We start from the raw sequence: 15,706 nt of genomic DNA, 5'->3' as shown, positions 1-15,706 counted from the left end.
ATGGCTTCCCTTCTGTCAACCCCATATCCCGATCACGACCACCACCAGCACCGCGCACCCGAGCGCGAGCCACATGGACAGGTCGGTGACGGCCATCCAGCCGGCCAGCACCACCGCGGCGCTGATCAGGCCGATGTACAGCCGGTCGCCCCGGTCGGTCTCGATGCGCAGGAAACCTCGCCTGGCCACGGGAGGGGAGACGCGGGCCCAGATCGCCATGACGACGAGCAGCAGCGCGAGTCCGACGAACACCAGGGCCGTGGGGAGGGTCCAGACCATCCATTCGAGCATTCGCTAAACCCTCCCGAGTGCGAATCCTTTGGCGATGTAGTTCCGTACGAACCAAATGACGATGGCGCCCGGGACGATCGTCAGGACGCCGGCCGTGGCCAGCAGTGCCCAGTCCACGCCGGCCGCGCTCACCGTTCTCGTCATCGTCGCGGCGATCGGTTTCGCGTTCACCGACGTGATCGTCCGCGCTATCAGCAATTCGACCCAGCTGAACATGAAGCAGAAGAACAGCGTCACGCCGATCGCGGAGCGGATCATCGGCAGGAATATGCGGACGAAGAACCGGGGCAGCGAATAGCCGTCGATCGCCGCGGTCTCGTCGATTTCCCGGGGAATTCCCGACATGAATCCCTCGAGAATCCATACCGCGAGCGGGACGTTGAAGAGCATGTGCGCGATGGCGACGCCGAGATGGGTGTCGAACAACCCCACGCTCTGATAGATCTGGAAGAACGGCAGCAGGAAGACCGCCGGCGGCGCCATGCGGTTGGTCAGCAGCCAGAAGAACAGGTGCTTGTCGCCGGCGAACCGGAACCTCGAGAACGCGTACGCCGCGGGCAGCGCCACGATCAGCGACATCACCGCGTTCAGCGACGTGTAGACGATGGAGTTGAGGTAGCTCGAATACCACGACACGTCGGTGAAGAACGTCACGTAGTTGTCGAAGGTCACGCGCTGCGGGAGAAGCGAGAAGCTGCCGAGGATGTCCTCGTTCGGCCGGATCGACATGCCGAACATCCACAGCAGCGGCAGCATGAGCGTGGCCACGTACAGCCAGAAGACCGTGCGCGCCCACGGGAGCCGCCGTCCGGTGGTCCTGGCCATCGCGCTCACCTCCCCGACCTGGTCAGCACGGTGAAGAAGACGTAGCAGAGGACCTGCACGATCAAGAAGTAGATCAGCGAGAACGCGCCCGCCGGCCCCACGTCGAACTGCCCGACGGCCATCTTCGACAGCAGGATGCTCAGGAACGAGGTCGCGTTGCCCGGCCCGCCCCCGGTCACCACGAACGGCTCGGTGTAGATCATGAAGCTGTCCATGAACCTGAGCAGGACCGCGATCGTCAGCACCCCGCGCAGCCTGGGCAACTGGATGTGCCGGAACGTGGCCCACCCCGAGGCGCCGTCGATCTGCGCGGCCTGGAAGTACGGCTCGGGTATCGACCGCAGCCCCGCGTACGCCAGCAGCGCCACCAGCGGCGTCCAGTGCCACACGTCCATGACGAGGATCGTGATCCAGGCGTCGGTGGAGTCGAGCGTGTAGTTGAAGCCGATGCCCAGCACGTTGTTGATCGTCCAGCCGCCGAGCCCGATGTCGCCGCGGGCGAAGATCTGCCAGATCGTGCCCACCACGTTCCACGGGATGAGCAGCGGCAGCGCGACCAGCACCAGCGCCACCGACACCCAGAACCCGCGCCGCGGCATCGCCACCGCGATCGCCACCCCGAGCGGGATCTCCACGAGCAGCACCTGCGCCGAGAACAGCAGCGTCCTGACGAACGCCTCGCGGTTCTCGGGCCGCCGCACGGCCTCGTAGAACCAGTCCAGGCCGACGAACACCCGGTCGCTGGGGCTGAAGACGTCCTGCACCGAGAAGTTGACCACGGTCATCAGCGGGATGATCGCCGTGAACGCCACCGACACGACCACCGGCAGGACCAGCCACCAGGCCCGGTTGTCCTTGCGCTTGAGTTCGGTGCGCGTCTCCTGGGGCTCGGCGGGCGCGGCCGTGACGACCTCGCCGCTCACCTGGCTGCCCGCGACGGTGGTCTGGTCGGTGGTCACCCCGTGCCCCTTCCGTTCAGCGGCGCGAGCGAGCCGCACCTGACCTCGTGGCGGAACAGGAACGTCCGGTCCGCGGGGAAGTGCAGGAACTCGACCGCGCCCGGTTGGTAGGCGGCGCCCGCCGCGGTCCTGGCGATCATCGGGTGGTCGCCGACCATGGTGTGGACCAGGTCGTACGCGCCCATGCGGTCGATCCCGGTCACCCGGGCGGCCACGCCGGGCGAGGTCCGCGCGCCGCCGATCTCCACGAACTCCGGCCGCACCCCGATCCGCACCGGCCCCGCAGGCAGGTCGTCCGCGGCCGAGCCGACGTCCGCCTCCCCGACACGTACGACGCCGCCGACGATCTCGGCGGGCAGCACGTTCATGCCCGGCGAGCCGATGAAGTGCCCCACGAACTCGTGCGCGGGCGACAGGAACAGCTCGGCCGGCTCGCCTGCCTGCACCATCGCCCCGTCCTTGAGCACCACCACCTCGTCGGCGAACGTCAGCGCCTCGGTCTGGTCGTGCGTGACGTAGATCAGTGTGTGCCCGGTGTCGCGGTGGATCTCCTTGAGCTTGCTGCGCAGCGTCCACTTCAGCGCCGGGTCCACCACCGTGAGCGGCTCGTCCAGCAGCACCGCCGCCACCTGGGAGCGCACCAGGCCGCGGCCCAGGCTGACGATCTGCTGCCGGCCCGGGTCCAGCCGCCGGGACCTGCGGCGCAGGAGGTGGTCGAGGCCCAGCAACTGGGAGACCTGGCGGACGCGCTGGTCGATCTCGTTCTTGGGATATTTCCGGTTCCGGAGGGGGAAGGCGAGATTGTCGTAGACCGACATCTCCTCGTACAGGACCGGGAACTGGAAGACCTGCGCGATGTTGCGGCCCGCCGTGGGCACGCCGGTGACCTCGCGGTCGTCGAAGAAGATCCGGCCCACGGTAGGCGTGATCAGGCCGGAGATGATGTTCAGCAGCGTCGTCTTGCCGCAGCCGCTCGGGCCGAGCAACGCGTACGCCCGCGCCGTGCGCCATGTCCACGTCATCGGCTTGAGCGCCCACGTCTCGCCGCCGTCGTAGCTGTGTCCCACGCCCTCCAGGCGAATGTCAGCCATGCAGGTCGACCTCCGCGGCGCTGGTGGCCAGCAGCCGCCCGCCGGCCTCGTCGAAGACGAAGATGTGCGCGGGCTCCACGTACGCGACCGTGGACTCCCCGGGTGTGAAGAGCTGGGTGCCCGCCAGGTGCGCGACCAGGTGGCGCTCACCCTTCAGCAGCAGGTGCAGGAAGGTCGCGCTGCCGGTCACCTCGGCGAGCCTGATCTCGGCGGGCAGCTCGAGCGCGCCGGGCCCGTTGCGGCCGATCGTCACCTGGTGAGGGCGGATCCCGAGCATGACGTTGTGCCCGGTGGCCTGCGCGCGGGGCGCCGGGAACGACGTGCCGAGGCACTCGATGCGGCCGTCGCGGACGACGCCGGGCAGCAGGTTGAGCGGGGGATCGCTGAGCGTCGCGGCGACGGCCAGCGTGGGCGGGTGCGCGTACATGTCGGCGACGTCGCCCGAGTGCTGCACCCTGCCCTCGCCGAGCACCACGGTCGGCGCCGCGAACGTCAGCGCCTCGTTGGGGTCGGCCGTGGAGTAGAGGACCACGCCCTGCGCGTCGGCGAACATCGTCTTGAGATCGGCCCGCAGCTGTTCGCGGAGCTTGAAGTCCAGGTTGGCGAGGGGCTCGTCGAGGAGCAGCACGTCCACCGGCCGGGCCAGCGCGCGGGCGATGGCGGTGCGCTGCTGCTGGCCGCCCGACAGCTCCGCCGGCCGGCGGCCGAGCAGGCCGGCGATGCCCATGAGCTCGGCCACCTCGCGCACCCGCCGGTCGATGTCCTCGCGGCGGAACCTCTGGTCCAGGCGGAGCGGGGAGGCGATGTTCTCGTAGACCGTCAGCGACGGATAATTAATGAATTGCTGGTAGACGAACGCGACCGATCTTTTCCGTACGGAAATGCCGGTGAGGTCTTTTCCGTTCACCACCACCCGGCCGGAATCCGGTGTCAGCAAACCGGCCGCGACGCGCATCAACGTCGTCTTTCCCGCGGTCATCGGACCGACGACTGTGGTCAATCCATTCGGTAATTCCAAGCGAATGTCATCGAGCCAGGTCTCCCCGCGCTGTCGTACGGAGACGCCATCGAGAATCAGCGTCACGTTCTCCGGTCCTCTCTTCTTCCCTCCATCTAACATGATCTGAAACCGCGTGCAAGGGGGCCAGACAAGTCTGGAAATGGAGATCGATACCGCCGTGAAAGGTAATCCCTATCACCGTCACGGCGTCCTTCCTGGTCATGGCGAGGGCAAGCGGCGAAGCCGATTTCCGTGGCATAGGGTCATTCCCAGAATTTCTGTCGAGACCGGCCCGCGTCGCCCGCACGGCATCGGTGTGGTCACGCCGGGGTCGATCGGATGCGTAGGCTGAGGGACGGCGTGGAAGGGACGTGAGTGCACCGGATCCTGTGGGTCGTCGTGGCGATCGCCTTCGTGGTGGGTCTCGTCGTGCCATCCGGTTCCGACTCGGGGGAGCGGCAGGAGGAGTGCGCGCCCCGGGACGCCCGCGTCGTGGCCCCGTACGCGGTCTCCGGCTACTGGGTCATCCCGCGGGCCGATCCGTGCGTGACGCGGCGGATGGTCGAGGCGATCCACGCGATCGGCGGGGACACGCTCGTCACGTTCGGGCCGCGGTTCAGCGTGGGACAGGACCCCGGCTGTCTCATGGACGGGCGGCCGTGCGCCGAGGTGCCGGGGAAGGAGATCCGGCAGGTCTACACGTACGCGACGAGCGAGGAGTTCGGCGCCGGCCTGCTGCGCTGCCCCGGCCTCGACCGGCGGGCCGAGAGCGACGGGCGGATCTTCTACCGGGTGTCGCTGGCCGCGTCCTGCGACGACCCCGTGCACGATCTGGTGATCGTCTCCACGGACGGCGACGGGGTGGGCAACCTCATGAGGGAGGCGGCGGTGTACGGGATGGCGGTGTATCCCGGACTGCCCGCCGCGCCGCAGCTCGCCGGCAAGCCGTGGGAGCCGGACCTCGCGCACACCGGCGCACTGAACGCCTTCACCGCGCGGGTGCTCGCCGACTACCGGACGCGGTTCGGCGCGTCGTTCGCCGGGGTCTACCAGTCGTTCGAGCTGGCCATGCGGGATCGCGGGTCCAAGGACCCGATCATCGAGCTGTACGAGGCCCAGCACGCGGTCGTAGCCTCCGCGCTGCCAGGCAAGAAGATCCTGGTCAGCCCCTACATCGACGCGCGTCGCGGGCGTGGGTTCCCGCCCTCGCAGGCTCCTGAAGGGCTCGCGGACATCGCCGCGACCCGGGCGGGCCTGCCGATGGCCGTCGCCGTGCAGGACGGGCGGGGGACGGGGAAGGTCCCGGTGTACGGGATCAACGAGCGGGACGCCAAGGTGGAGGCGCGGCTGGTGCCGGTCGTGGGGGAGGTGACCTACGGGCAGGCGTACTACGGGTCCACGCGCGACTACATCGAGACGGCGGCGCGGCGGGTGCCGTCCGGGGTGGAGCTGTGGGTGAACGTGGAGGGGTTCGAGCCCTCTCCGGTGGAGGGGGAGTGCGGGCGGGTCGAGCCGCTGCCGCTGCGCGGGCGTACGTCCAAGAGCCGGCTGGACCGGCAGGTGATGGCGGTGGGAACCCAGGCCACGAAGATCATTTCGTACGGGTGGGAGCCCTTCTTCACCTGCCAGGATCGCTACGACACCCCCTCGCTGGCCGACGACATCGCGAACGGGTGGCAGCAGCCGATCATCGTCAGCGCGACGCGGAAGGAGATGAACGGGCGTCCCGGAGTCCTCGTGGAGGGCTACCACCTGCGCGGCGGCACGCTCCGCTTCGACCCGCAGGGGGTGGCCGTCGATCAGGAGTGGTACGGGCGGGGGCGCCTCGACTCGGCGTGGGTGCCGTACGTGCCGACGGCGCCATGGACCTCGATCACCGCCACGAACGAGGCCGGGCAGACCAGCACGAGTCCGTACGTGATGCCTTAGGCATCCCGGAGGCGCCGGACAAATCGGGATTTGTCTCGCTAAGGTGCCTTGGGCTGATCCCGGCCGTCTGTGCCCCACCGCGCCGTAGCGATCAGGACAGGGCCGACACGAGGATGTCGGCGAGCAGGGCCGCCTGGCTGCCGTCCTCGTCCAGATCCGGATCCAGGATCGTCACGTCGAGACCCGCCGCTCCCGGCAGGGCGAGGAGGCCCCGGAGCAGCTCGGTGAGCTGGGCGGCGTCGAGTCCGCCGGGGGTGGGGGAGTCGACGGCGGACAGCACGGCCGGGTCGAGGACATCGGCGTCCACATGGATCCAGAACCCGTCCAGCTCGTCCCGGACCAGGACGTCCTTGGCCCGGTCGACGTCGATGTCGGTGCCAGGGATGAACGTCAGCCCACTATCCGAAAAATCCTGCAAATCCTCCTCATCCCGGACGCCGAGCACGATCACATCCTCGTCCTTGACGTACGGCCGCAGACCGTCGATGTCGGTCAGGTAGTCGTCACCGCGTCCGGTCGCCAAGGCCAGATCCTCCCCGGCCGCCGCGCCGACGTACGGGGAGTTGCCGAGGTGCCGGAAGTCGCTGTGCGCGTCCAGATACGCCAGCCCGTACCGTCCGCTCCCGCGCAGGGCGAGGGCGGGACCGAGCAGGATCGAGCAGTCACCGCCGAGCAGCACCGGGAAGCCGCCGTCCGCTCTGATCCTTTCCACCCGTCCGGCCAGCTTGCGCGCGTAGGCGGCGATCGCCGGGCCGTTGCGCACGCCGTCGCCCGGCTTCCACGTGGCCACGTACCGGGGCGGCACGACCGCGCCCGCGTCCTTCGCATTGAGGCGCTGGACCAGGCCGGCGTCCCGTAACGCCCAGGGCGCCTTGTAGCAGCCGGGGACGGTGCCGGGGGAGAGCGGGCGCAGCCCGAGGTTGGACGGCGCGTCGAGGACGACCAGATCTTTGTCAGGGGTTAATATGTTCATACTCGTGACGTTAGCAAGGGGAGGGCGAATGCGCCAGTTCGCGGAGACGGGGCTCGTGGCGATCGACCTGGCCAACACGTGGGACGAATGGCTGGACGATCCCGAGCGCCTGCCGGACGTGACGGAGCTGCGCCGCTTCTGCCGTGAGCTGGGAGAAGGTGCCACAGGCGCAGAAGGCGCAGAAGGCGCAGAAGGCGCAGAAGGCGCAGACAGTGCGGACAGTGCGGACAGTGCGGACAGTACCGACGGCGCGGGGGGCGCTGGAGGCGAAGACGGCGGAATCGATACCGGCGACCTCAACGTGGTCCGTGGGGTGCGGGAGCGGCTTCGCGCCGTACTGGCCTGCGAGCCCGCCGAGCGCACGCGCGCGCTGGCCCGGTGGACGGCCGAGCTTCCGGTCCGGGCGACCGTGGAGGACTCGGACGGCGTCCCTCGCCTACGGCTCGCGGCGTCGGAAAGGGCCGCGCTGGGGGAACGCCTCGCCGTCCGGTCCGTCGCCGACCTGCTGGACCTCGCCGCGTCCGGCGACTGGGAACGCCTGCGGTTGTGCGCGGCCAGGCCGTGCCAGGACGCCTTCGTGGACCGCAGCCGCCCGGGCAGCCGCCAGTTCTGCTCCACCCGCTGCGCCAACCGCGCCCACGCCGCCGCCTCCCGGGCCCGCCGCAGGTGACGGATATCTGAACTACTTCAGATATCCTTCTCTCATGGCGACCAAGAGCTTTTCGTACAGCGCGTTCCTCAGAGGCCCTTCTGAGGTGCTGCCTACGCTGGACACCGCCGATGTCATCCTCGAACGACGCGGCGACGAGAACCTCATCCTGATGCGCGCGGAGCGCTTCGAGGCGGGGGCGGCCAGCCTGCGCATCGCCGCTCGCGCGATGGCCATCGTGGCTCGCCGTAACAGCGACCTCGCTGAGGATGTTCTCGCCGAGGAGCTCCCCTGGCTCACCTGGCTGCCCGACGCGGAGCGTCACGAGTGCGTCCGCGAGCTGCTCGCCCACCTGATCGCCGGGGCGGACACGGGAGAGTTGCTGCCGTTCGCGAGATCGCTGACATCGTGGCGCTCCACCGCGGTGGTCTGGAGCGACCCACAGCTCGCCCGCGAACTGCAGGGTCCCTTCTCCGGCGATGGACCGGAGGTCGTCCGTCCGAAGGGCGATTCCTGATGGTCGGCAGGGGAGACGACGTTCCGCGGCCCAACCCGTGGCGCGTTCGATTCGCCGACCGGCGTGCCGCCGAAGGCTGGAACCACCTGCTCGCCCAGGCTCCGGAAAACCTTGACCGGGCGTGGGTGGCCATCACCAGCGATCCACGACGTGTGGACTGCCGACAACATCCGCTCAAGGGCTCGCTGGGTGTTGTCAAAGTCGGGGGCGCGTCTCTGGAGCAGTGGCAGTACGAAGCCACGTCCGGCGGCCGGTTGTGGTACGCGATCGACGATGAGGAGCGCACTCTATGGATCACCCGCGCCGGGACCGGCCACCCTAAGCAGACCGACAGGCGAGGTTGACCCGAGCCGCTTTTCTCGGCCCCGGAATTGTCGGTCACGGTCGATAGCTTGCGATCATCCCCCCGACGATGGAGGTTGGTCGATGTATCGACAGGGCGACATCCTGATCATGCCGATTCCGGACGAGTCCGCCCCGCACACCCTGCGCCCAGAGCCGCGGGATGCCCGCGGGCGGCTCGTGCTGGCGCACGGCGAGGCCACCGGGCACTGCCACGCCATTCCCGGCCCCGGCACTCTTTCCGGCGGCTTCTTGCACCTGCCCGAGGGCGGCAGGCTCGTGCACGAGGAGCATGACGCGATCTCGCTGCCCAAGGGCTGGTATCGGGTGATCCGGCAGCGCGAATACGTGCCGGGCTCCTACCGGGTGGTTGCCGACTGATGGAGACCCTGACGTGGGAGCGGGTCGCCAAGGCCACCGGACCGGGCGGCGACGCGGGGGCGGTCGTCCGGCAGGCGTACCGGGAGTCCGGGCTGACGGAGCCGGAGCACGTGCTCGTGCTGTCCTCGCCGGCGGCCGGGGCCGTCGCGGCGTTCTGGCTGACCGGTGACGGCTCGCGGCGCAAGGCGTTGCAGGAGGCCGGGAGCGGGTTACCCGAGGCGCTGTTCGCGGCGTTACGGGAGCTCGGCGAGCCGGGGCGGTCGGTGCGGGACGCGGTGCGTACAACGCCGTGGGAGCGGGCCAGGGCGCAGGTTCACGCCGAGCTCGGGCCCGCCGGGTGGGCGGCGCTGTGGGAGCGGACCGGCGGGCGGCTCTGGCCGCAGGTCGACCAGCTCGTCACCGCCATCCGCCGGGGCATCGGCGACCTCGGCGGCGAGGCGCTCCGGCAGGCGACGCTGGACGCGGTGCTGGGGCAGCACGACGCGCCGTGGCTGGCGGCGTTCGACGGACTCGACGGGCTCAAGCGGGTCTCGGAGAGTACGGGCTGGTGGTGGCCGTACGAGCGGATCGCGATCGTCACGGCGCGGCCCGTTGAGCTGCACCTCGACGACCTGGGACGTTTGCATCGCGCGGACGGACCCGCCATGGCCTACGCCGACGGTTTCGCCCTGTACGCCTGGCACGGCATGCCGGTTCCTGCCGAATTCGGGGCCTCAATGCGGAACCTCACGCCCGAGCGCATCCGCCGCGAGGACAACGCCGAGCTGCGGCGCGTGATGCTGGAGCACTTCGGCTACGACCGCTACCTGGCCGAGTCCGGAGCGAAGCCCCTGCACAAGGACGAGACCGGCGTCCTATGGCGCATCGAGCTGCCCGACGACGAGCCGGTCACCATGGTCGAGGTCGTCAACTCCACGCCCGAGCCCGACGGCACCCGCCGCACCTACTTTCTGCGGGTGCCGCCGTGGGTGCGGCGGGCGCGAGAGGGCGTGGCCTGGACGTTCGGTGTCGCCGAGGAGGATTACCAGCCCGAGCGCGAGACCTGAGCCCCCCGGTCAGACAGTGCCGGGAAACCCGGGGATCACCAGCTCGAAGAAGCCCTGGGCGGTGTAGGTATCGATCTTTCTGGCCCTGCCGGTTCTGATGTCGATCGCATACGCCGTGATGGGCACGTAGGCCGGGTCCAGCTGCTCCTTGGGCGGCTCCGGGCCCTCGTCGGTAGCCGGCCGGCATCTGCTGGGCGTGGAGATGGCGGTGATCTCGTGCCCGCTGCGCCAGCCGCGCAACACGACCTGGTGCGTCTCCATGGGGATGCCGCGCACGGTGACCGTCCTGAGCACCTTGCCGGTCTGCGGGTCGAGGGTCACGAGCTTGCCGCCCAGCCGGCAGGGTTCGGCCGCCGTGCTGAGGTTCTCGATCGCGACGACGGTATTCCCGTCGGGGGCGAGCGGGCCGGTGCGGTATTCCTGGGCGAGGTCGACGGTCCTAGCGTTGCCCGCTGTGGACGTCGTCCACAGGCGGGTGATCGTCTGCAGCCGGGACTTCGGCGCATACTGTGCCAAGGTGATCGTCCCGCCGTCCGCCGACAGGCCGATCGGGTTCCAGCCGTTCGGCAGCGGCCGGACCATCCGCTCGCGCATGTCGATGAGCATGGCCGGATCCTTCAGCTCCGGCTTCTTGGTGAACGCCAGGAAGCGGCCGTCGTCGGACAGCAGCAGGTGCGAGATGGTGCCGAGCCAGTGCATGGGAACCTTGGCCGGCGCCGTCTGCTCCTTGCCGGAGGCGAGGTCGCGCACCGCGAACGTGCCCGCCTTGGCGCTGTAGTACGCGATCTTGCGGCCGTCCCCGCTGATCGCCAGCGGACTGTCCCGCAGGCCGAAACCCCGGTAACGGTTGAGGCTTGGCAGCGCCTGCGCCACGCGGTAGGTCCTGCCGCTCCGGGTGACCACCCGCCAGCCCCCGTCCACGCAACCCGGCGGCGCCTTTCCCTCCTCCGGGCGGCAGAAGGTCTGGTAGGCATGGCTCAGCGGCTCGACCCCGCGCGTCGGCAGGTCGGCGACCTGCCCTGGAGTGGAGGCCGCGTCCGGCTCGCCCGGCAACAGCCGTACGGCGGCCGTCGCGGCGAGCGCGGTGACGACGACCGCGGCGGCTGCGGCGACGGAGAGGGTGGTACGCCGCCGTCGTTCCCGGATCATGATCGTCTGTTCTGCCAGGTCCACGTGGGGGGACTCGTCGGCCAGGTCGTCCAGTACGTTCCGCAGCCACGTCATCGGTGTGCCTCCTTCAGCGCTTCCACCTCGGCGAACTTCGGCGCCAGCTCCGGTGCGAGCACACGTAATCGGGCCATTGCGTGGTGGGCATGGCTTTTGACCGTGCCGATCGAGCAGTTCAGCAGCTTGGCGGTCTCGTGCTCGGTGAGATCCTCGTAGTAGCGCAGGATGATGACCGCTCGCTGCCGGGGCGGCAGCTGCGCGAGCGCCTGCCGTACGGCGAGCTTGACGACCGTGGAATCCTCGCTTGAATACGACTGCTCCGGAGGCTCCGCACTGGGCAGCTCGGCTCTGGCGGGGCGGCGCCGCCACGAGATGTACTGGTTCACCAGCGCCTTGCGCGCGTACGCCTGCGGGCTGGCGACGTGCTTGGGCCAGCGCCTGAGCACCTTGAGCAGCACACTCTGCAGCAGGTCCTCGGCGAGGTGGGCGTCTCCCGTGAGCAGGTACGCGGTACGCATCAGCGACCGCTGGTGCGTCGCGACGAACTCGCGGAAGCTGTCATTGCGGTCCAAGACGACTCCTTTCACCCGTTACCGACGCGGGTGACGGGGCGAAAGGTTGAGTCAGAGGGGCCAGGCCGCTGGGATGCGTTCCAGAATGCCGCCGGCGAAGACGTCGTAGAGGCCGAGCGGTTCTAGGTGGACATATCCGATATGACAGTCACAGGCCGTGGCAGGGCACGGCTGGGGGCGCAGCGCCGCGCGATAGGAGCCGTCGTACAGGTTGCCCAGCACCTCCGGGATGAAGTGGCAGCGCCGCACCGTGCCATCGCCGCTCACCGAGATCACGCTGTCCCCGGTACGGCACGGAAGTCCCGCACTCGGATGCGGGAACCGGCTGTAGCGGAAGAGCGGGTCGATCAAGGACCATTCGGCGGCCTCGGCGTCGGTGTAGAGGCGGCCTTCCTCGGCGTTGACCCACAGGTACGTCGCCGCAGGCAGATCGGCCCGGAGCCGGCGGGCGTCCGCCAGGTGCGCGGGGTCGCCGACGACGCCGACACTGTGGCGCACCGGGAGCGAGCGGACCTTGGCGAGGAACCAGTCGTAGGAGACTTGTGTCGGGTGGTACGTCACCCACAACGCGGCCCGGTCCGACGCCGCCGACAGCCACTCGGTACGGCAGCTCAGGTTCGTCTGGATGGCGACCTTGGCGATGTTCGGCAGCCAGGAGAGCTCCACGAGCGCCCGCCGGTACCACGACCTGACCAGCCCTTCGCCCCACGGAGTGAACAGGATCGACACCTGGAACGGCTGCGCGGCCACCCACTTCGCGAACCGCTCCAGCGCGGACCGGTCGGCCCGTAACTGCTCGGGCGTGTCGCGCCGCTTGGCGAACGGGCAGTAGGCGCAGTCGTAGTCGCAGCTCGCGAGAGGGCCGCGGTAGAGGATGGTCAGCACGGCGCGTACTCGTCCATGAGCCGCCTGACCTGCGGCGAGAAGAGCGCGGGCCCGATCGCGTCCGAATGGGCCAGCCCTTCGGCCGTCAGCCCGACCGTCGAGGCGTCCACGCGCAGCCAGTCCGCCAAAGCCTCCAGCGGGAAGTCCTCCAGCACGTCGGTGCCGAACCGGTCCAGGTAGAGCGCGCGCGACAGTCCTTCCGCCTGCAGCAGCGACTGGATGAGGTGCCGCCGCTTGCGCTCGTCGAGCGAGAGCCCGAACCCCACGTTCGCCACGCCGAAGTCCTCCCTGGCCACGTAGTCGTCGATGATCGAGCGCACGTGCCGCGCCCCCACGGCGTACTCGAAGGAGTAGTGCAGCCCGCTCGTGTACGACCGCGCGCCGCACCCGAGCCCCACCATGCCGTCGGTCTGGCAGCGGTATTCCGTGGACGCCCCGGTGCCGGGCAGCCGGAACATCCGCATCGAGACCTGCTCGTATCCGGCCGCCGCCAGCCGGTCGCGCCCGGCCCGGTAGAGCTCCAGCCGCTGGTCGTCCCACGCCCGCCCCTGCTTGCCGAGCCCGGTGAGCGGCCGGACGTACAGCGGGTAGAGGTAGAGCTCCTCGGGTCGCCACGCCAGCGCGGCCTCGATCGAGTGCAGCCACGACTCGACCGTCTGCCCGTCGATGCCGTAGATCAGGTCGATGTTGAGCACCGGCACGCCGGCCGCCCGGATCGCGTCGAGCGCCGCCTCCACCTCGGCACGCTTCTGCGGCCGCACGGCCGAGCGGACTTCCTCGTCGATGAAGCTCTGCACGCCGATGGAGATCCGCGAGGTCCCGCGCTCGACCAGGACGGACAGGCGGTCCGGAGTGGCGGTGGCGGGGGAGGTCTCCACCGACAGCGGGATCCGCGCGAGATCGACGTCCATCGTCCGCTCGGTCAGATCGATCAGCCTGGCCAGCTCGCCCGCGCTGAGGTATGTAGGCGTGCCGCCCCCGAACGCCGCCGTGGTGAAACCGGTCTCCGCCAGCGCGTCCCGCACCTGCACCGCCTGGCGTTCCAGCGTGTCGAGGTAGGCCGTGACCAGTTCCTCCGGGGCGCCGGTCCGGGTGAACAGATTGCAGAACCCGCAGCGCATCTCGCAGAACGGGATGTGCACGTACAAGGCGCCCGGCCGCTCACCGGCCCAGACCTCCTTCAGCGGCGGCCGTGGATCGAGCGGCCGATAGGCGGTCTTGTGCGGATAGGCGTAGACGTAGCCCTCATAAGGCCGCATGATCCTCCAGTACGAACTCCGCGTATGGGACCGTCCAGACCACCTCGTGGCCGATCCGGTGCCCGACGTGCCCGTCCTCGCCGTAAGCCGTGCCGTGGTCCGAGCAGACGATCACCAGGCACGGGCGGCGCATGAGCCCGTAGAGCCGCCCGATGTGCCGGTCGACGTACCGCAGGGCCGCGGCGTGGCTGGCCGGCGAGTCGCCGGTGGCGCCGGGCAGGTAGAAGTGGTTGGGCTGGTGCAGCGCCGACACGTTGACGAACAGGAAGACCCGCCCGGGGACGTGTCGCAGCACCTCGGTGACCCGGTCGATCTGGCGCTCCAGGGACGTGGGATTCGTCACCCCGAACTCCGGTTCCCAGTGGCTCTCCGCGAACAGGCTCGGCAGCGTGGACCCGAGCGGCGTCAGCTTGTTGAAGAACCCGACGCCGCCCACGCACACCGTGTGGTATCCGGCCCGCGCCAGGCCCGCAGGCAGGTCAGGTGCGTCGAACACCCACGTGTCCGCGGCCGTGGTCTCGCTCCCGGGAAACGTGGCCGCGAACAGTCGCGGATGCGGCCCCGGCGTCACCGGCGTGGGCAGGAAACCGGCGAACATGGCCGCGTGGGAGGCGTACGTGAAACTCCCCGGGCTGTGCCGCCGCTCCCAGGTCATGCCGGGCGGCAGCAGATTGGGCAACTGCCCGGCGCCGGCCAGCTTCGCGGCCACGTCGTAGCGCAGCGTGTCGAGCGTGACCAGCAGGATGTCGTGGCTGCCCACAAGGTCGTTCATATTCATGGGACACCTGCCAGGACCGCCCGGACCTGCTCGGCATAGGTATCCCGCCCGTTTCCTGAAATATCTCCCAAACCGGGCAACAGGTCCCCGAACGCGTTCACCTCCGCCACCGCCACGGACTGCCAACCCGCGCCCACCATGACGTCGATCCCCGTGGCGAGGCTCCCGGGAAAGCACGCCGCCGCCCGCGCGCAGACGTCGAGCACCCGCTCCCACAGCGCCGCCCGCGACCGCACCGCCTCCAGGTCCCCCCGCCGCCCGCCGAGGTGCAGGTTGGTCATCGGAGTGCTGCTCGTCCGCACCACCGCGTGCGTCGGTACGCCGGCCACGGTCACCACCCGCAGGTCGAACGCCTTTCCGCCGGCCGACGCCTTCGGAAACCACCGCTCCACGTGCAGCCCGTCGCCGGCGAGAAAGTCCACGATCCGCCGCACCTCCTCGTGGGAGGTGTACGTGCGCACGCGCAGCGAATTGAACAGCCCGCCGTCAGCACCCCAGGCCGCGGACGTAACGGCCTTGACCAGGTCGCCGTGTGTCTGCACCGCGATCACGCCGGACGCCGACGAGCCGTGCGCGGGCTTGACGAACACCCGGGGCCACCCCCGGCGGACCATCTCCACGCGCAACTCGGCGTACGACCCGGCCTCGAAGGCAGGGGGCACCGGCACCCCCGCCTCCCACAGCACCGCATGACAGCGCCGCTTGTCGAACATCACCCCGATCTCACCGGTGTCCCCTAGCAGCCGCACACCGGGAATCGCGGCGACCCGCTCCAGCCCGGCCGTGAACCCGGCGTACCAGGCGGCGCCCCCGCCCACCCGCGCCGGATCGCCGGGCCCGCGCAACAAGGCGTCGGTCTCGGCGTCCTCGCCCGGCGAGTCCACCCGCAGCAACGCGCCCTCGGGCGCGCCGATCTCCCGCCCTGCCAGCACGTCCCGCCAGGAGATCACGTGCGGCTCCGCCAGCCCCGCGGCGACCACCGCGTCGCGGAACATCGTCACCCGCCGATCCCCGGGGATCCCCACCACGGCGAAGCGCACCG

The 15,706-nt window shown here is 69.8% G+C and carries 18 protein-coding genes; 6 read left to right on the top strand and 12 right to left on the bottom strand.

The genetic code is table 11. The features are described 5' to 3' along the window. Positions 1-15 precede the first annotated feature (15 nt). The 5 genes from ACIBX3_RS02065 to ACIBX3_RS02045 form a co-directional block, all read right to left on the bottom strand. Positions 16-291, bottom strand: a complete 276-nt coding sequence (locus ACIBX3_RS02065) for a DUF2160 domain-containing protein (protein WP_397112122.1) — start codon at positions 289-291, stop codon at positions 16-18. A 3-nt stretch (positions 292-294) separates the two neighbouring features. After that, positions 295-1,047, bottom strand: coding sequence for a carbohydrate ABC transporter permease (locus ACIBX3_RS02060; RefSeq protein ID WP_397113361.1), 753 nt, complete (start codon positions 1,045-1,047; stop codon positions 295-297). 74 nt (positions 1,048-1,121) lie between these two features. Beyond that, entirely contained in the window at positions 1,122-2,075 is a 954-nt protein-coding gene (locus tag ACIBX3_RS02055) for a carbohydrate ABC transporter permease (protein ID WP_397112120.1), read from the bottom strand. Continuing rightward, complete coding sequence (locus ACIBX3_RS02050) at positions 2,072-3,166, bottom strand: ABC transporter ATP-binding protein (RefSeq protein WP_397112118.1); 1,095 nt, start codon at positions 3,164-3,166, stop codon at positions 2,072-2,074. The genes ACIBX3_RS02055 and ACIBX3_RS02050 overlap by 4 nt, the downstream gene beginning before the upstream one ends. Continuing rightward, positions 3,159-4,286, bottom strand: coding sequence for an ABC transporter ATP-binding protein (locus tag ACIBX3_RS02045; protein WP_397112116.1), 1,128 nt, complete (start codon positions 4,284-4,286; stop codon positions 3,159-3,161). The genes ACIBX3_RS02050 and ACIBX3_RS02045 overlap by 8 nt, the downstream gene beginning before the upstream one ends. A 255-nt stretch (positions 4,287-4,541) precedes the next feature. On the opposite strand from ACIBX3_RS02045, the gene ACIBX3_RS02040 reads away from it, so the two are divergent. Continuing rightward, a complete protein-coding gene (locus tag ACIBX3_RS02040; protein WP_397112114.1) occupies positions 4,542-6,095 on the top strand; it encodes a DUF4434 domain-containing protein in 1,554 nt (517 codons plus the stop codon). Between the two features lie 91 nt (positions 6,096-6,186). Here the strand turns inward: ACIBX3_RS02040 and ACIBX3_RS02035 are convergent, their stop codons facing one another. Further along, entirely contained in the window at positions 6,187-7,068 is an 882-nt protein-coding gene (locus ACIBX3_RS02035) for an arginase family protein (RefSeq protein WP_397112112.1), read from the bottom strand. A gap of 28 nt (positions 7,069-7,096) precedes the next feature. On the opposite strand from ACIBX3_RS02035, the gene ACIBX3_RS02030 reads away from it, so the two are divergent. The 5 genes from ACIBX3_RS02030 to ACIBX3_RS02010 all read left to right on the top strand — a co-directional run bounded on the left by ACIBX3_RS02030 (position 7,097) and on the right by ACIBX3_RS02010 (position 10,003). Continuing rightward, the gene (locus ACIBX3_RS02030) at positions 7,097-7,738 is read left to right on the top strand and encodes a CGNR zinc finger domain-containing protein (protein ID WP_397112110.1); all 642 of its coding nucleotides are present in this window, start codon (positions 7,097-7,099) and stop codon (positions 7,736-7,738) included. A 34-nt stretch (positions 7,739-7,772) separates the two neighbouring features. Next, positions 7,773-8,234, top strand: a complete 462-nt coding sequence (locus ACIBX3_RS02025) for a hypothetical protein (RefSeq protein ID WP_397112108.1) — start codon at positions 7,773-7,775, stop codon at positions 8,232-8,234. Then, positions 8,234-8,578 (top strand): hypothetical protein, encoded by a 345-nt coding sequence (locus ACIBX3_RS02020; protein WP_397112106.1) that lies wholly within the window; start codon positions 8,234-8,236, stop codon positions 8,576-8,578. Before ACIBX3_RS02025 ends, ACIBX3_RS02020 begins: the two co-directional genes overlap by 1 nt. Positions 8,579-8,660: 82 nt before the next feature. Continuing rightward, positions 8,661-8,957 carry a hypothetical protein gene (locus ACIBX3_RS02015; RefSeq protein WP_397112104.1) on the top strand — a complete coding sequence of 99 codons (297 nt, stop codon included), beginning with the start codon at positions 8,661-8,663 and terminating at the stop codon, positions 8,955-8,957. Further along, positions 8,957-10,003 (top strand): DUF6745 domain-containing protein, encoded by a 1,047-nt coding sequence (locus ACIBX3_RS02010; RefSeq protein ID WP_397112102.1) that lies wholly within the window; start codon positions 8,957-8,959, stop codon positions 10,001-10,003. The genes ACIBX3_RS02015 and ACIBX3_RS02010 overlap by 1 nt, the downstream gene beginning before the upstream one ends. A gap of 9 nt (positions 10,004-10,012) precedes the next feature. Here the strand turns inward: ACIBX3_RS02010 and ACIBX3_RS02005 are convergent, their stop codons facing one another. From ACIBX3_RS02005 to ACIBX3_RS01980, 6 genes are read right to left on the bottom strand one after another with little or no spacing between them, the layout of a single operon-like run. Beyond that, positions 10,013-11,227, bottom strand: coding sequence for a hypothetical protein (locus ACIBX3_RS02005; RefSeq protein WP_397112100.1), 1,215 nt, complete (start codon positions 11,225-11,227; stop codon positions 10,013-10,015). Further along, positions 11,224-11,742 (bottom strand): SigE family RNA polymerase sigma factor, encoded by a 519-nt coding sequence (locus ACIBX3_RS02000; protein ID WP_397112098.1) that lies wholly within the window; start codon positions 11,740-11,742, stop codon positions 11,224-11,226. The genes ACIBX3_RS02005 and ACIBX3_RS02000 overlap by 4 nt, the downstream gene beginning before the upstream one ends. 51 nt (positions 11,743-11,793) lie before the next feature. Continuing rightward, complete coding sequence (locus tag ACIBX3_RS01995) at positions 11,794-12,627, bottom strand: STM4011 family radical SAM protein (protein ID WP_397112097.1); 834 nt, start codon at positions 12,625-12,627, stop codon at positions 11,794-11,796. Beyond that, entirely contained in the window at positions 12,621-13,886 is a 1,266-nt protein-coding gene (locus ACIBX3_RS01990; protein ID WP_397112095.1) for an STM4012 family radical SAM protein, read from the bottom strand. Before ACIBX3_RS01990 ends, ACIBX3_RS01995 begins: the two co-directional genes overlap by 7 nt. Beyond that, on the bottom strand, positions 13,873-14,658 hold the full coding sequence (locus ACIBX3_RS01985; protein ID WP_397112093.1) for an STM4013/SEN3800 family hydrolase: 786 nt from the start codon (positions 14,656-14,658) through the stop codon (positions 13,873-13,875). Before ACIBX3_RS01985 ends, ACIBX3_RS01990 begins: the two co-directional genes overlap by 14 nt. A 2-nt stretch (positions 14,659-14,660) precedes the next feature. Continuing rightward, positions 14,661-15,704 carry an STM4014 family protein gene (locus ACIBX3_RS01980; RefSeq protein ID WP_397112091.1) on the bottom strand — a complete coding sequence of 348 codons (1,044 nt, stop codon included), beginning with the start codon at positions 15,702-15,704 and terminating at the stop codon, positions 14,661-14,663. Positions 15,705-15,706: the final 2 nt, after the last annotated feature.

The sequence above is a fragment of the Nonomuraea sp. NPDC049480 genome (assembly GCF_044465905.1).
Taxonomy (GTDB): domain Bacteria; phylum Actinomycetota; class Actinomycetes; order Streptosporangiales; family Streptosporangiaceae; genus Nonomuraea.
Note: the sequence above shows the minus strand (reverse complement) of the source record. Positions and strands in the feature narration are given on the sequence as shown.

Coding starts and splice junctions, on each gene's coding strand:
- ACIBX3_RS02065 (WP_397112122.1), bottom strand. CDS start 291: ATGCTCGAATGGATGGTCTGGACCCTCCCCACGGCCCTGGTGTTCGTC.
- ACIBX3_RS02060 (WP_397113361.1), bottom strand. CDS start 1,047: ATGCTGCCGCTGCTGTGGATGTTCGGCATGTCGATCCGGCCGAACGAG.
- ACIBX3_RS02050 (WP_397112118.1), bottom strand. CDS start 3,166: ATGGCTGACATTCGCCTGGAGGGCGTGGGACACAGCTACGACGGCGGC.
- ACIBX3_RS02045 (WP_397112116.1), bottom strand. CDS start 4,286: ATGTTAGATGGAGGGAAGAAGAGAGGACCGGAGAACGTGACGCTGATT.
- ACIBX3_RS02035 (WP_397112112.1), bottom strand. CDS start 7,068: ATGAACATATTAACCCCTGACAAAGATCTGGTCGTCCTCGACGCGCCG.
- ACIBX3_RS02030 (WP_397112110.1), top strand. CDS start 7,097: ATGCGCCAGTTCGCGGAGACGGGGCTCGTGGCGATCGACCTGGCCAAC.
- ACIBX3_RS02025 (WP_397112108.1), top strand. CDS start 7,773: ATGGCGACCAAGAGCTTTTCGTACAGCGCGTTCCTCAGAGGCCCTTCT.
- ACIBX3_RS02020 (WP_397112106.1), top strand. CDS start 8,234: ATGGTCGGCAGGGGAGACGACGTTCCGCGGCCCAACCCGTGGCGCGTT.
- ACIBX3_RS02015 (WP_397112104.1), top strand. CDS start 8,661: ATGTATCGACAGGGCGACATCCTGATCATGCCGATTCCGGACGAGTCC.
- ACIBX3_RS02010 (WP_397112102.1), top strand. CDS start 8,957: ATGGAGACCCTGACGTGGGAGCGGGTCGCCAAGGCCACCGGACCGGGC.
- ACIBX3_RS02005 (WP_397112100.1), bottom strand. CDS start 11,227: ATGACGTGGCTGCGGAACGTACTGGACGACCTGGCCGACGAGTCCCCC.
- ACIBX3_RS01990 (WP_397112095.1), bottom strand. CDS start 13,886: ATGCGGCCTTATGAGGGCTACGTCTACGCCTATCCGCACAAGACCGCC.
- ACIBX3_RS01985 (WP_397112093.1), bottom strand. CDS start 14,658: ATGAACGACCTTGTGGGCAGCCACGACATCCTGCTGGTCACGCTCGAC.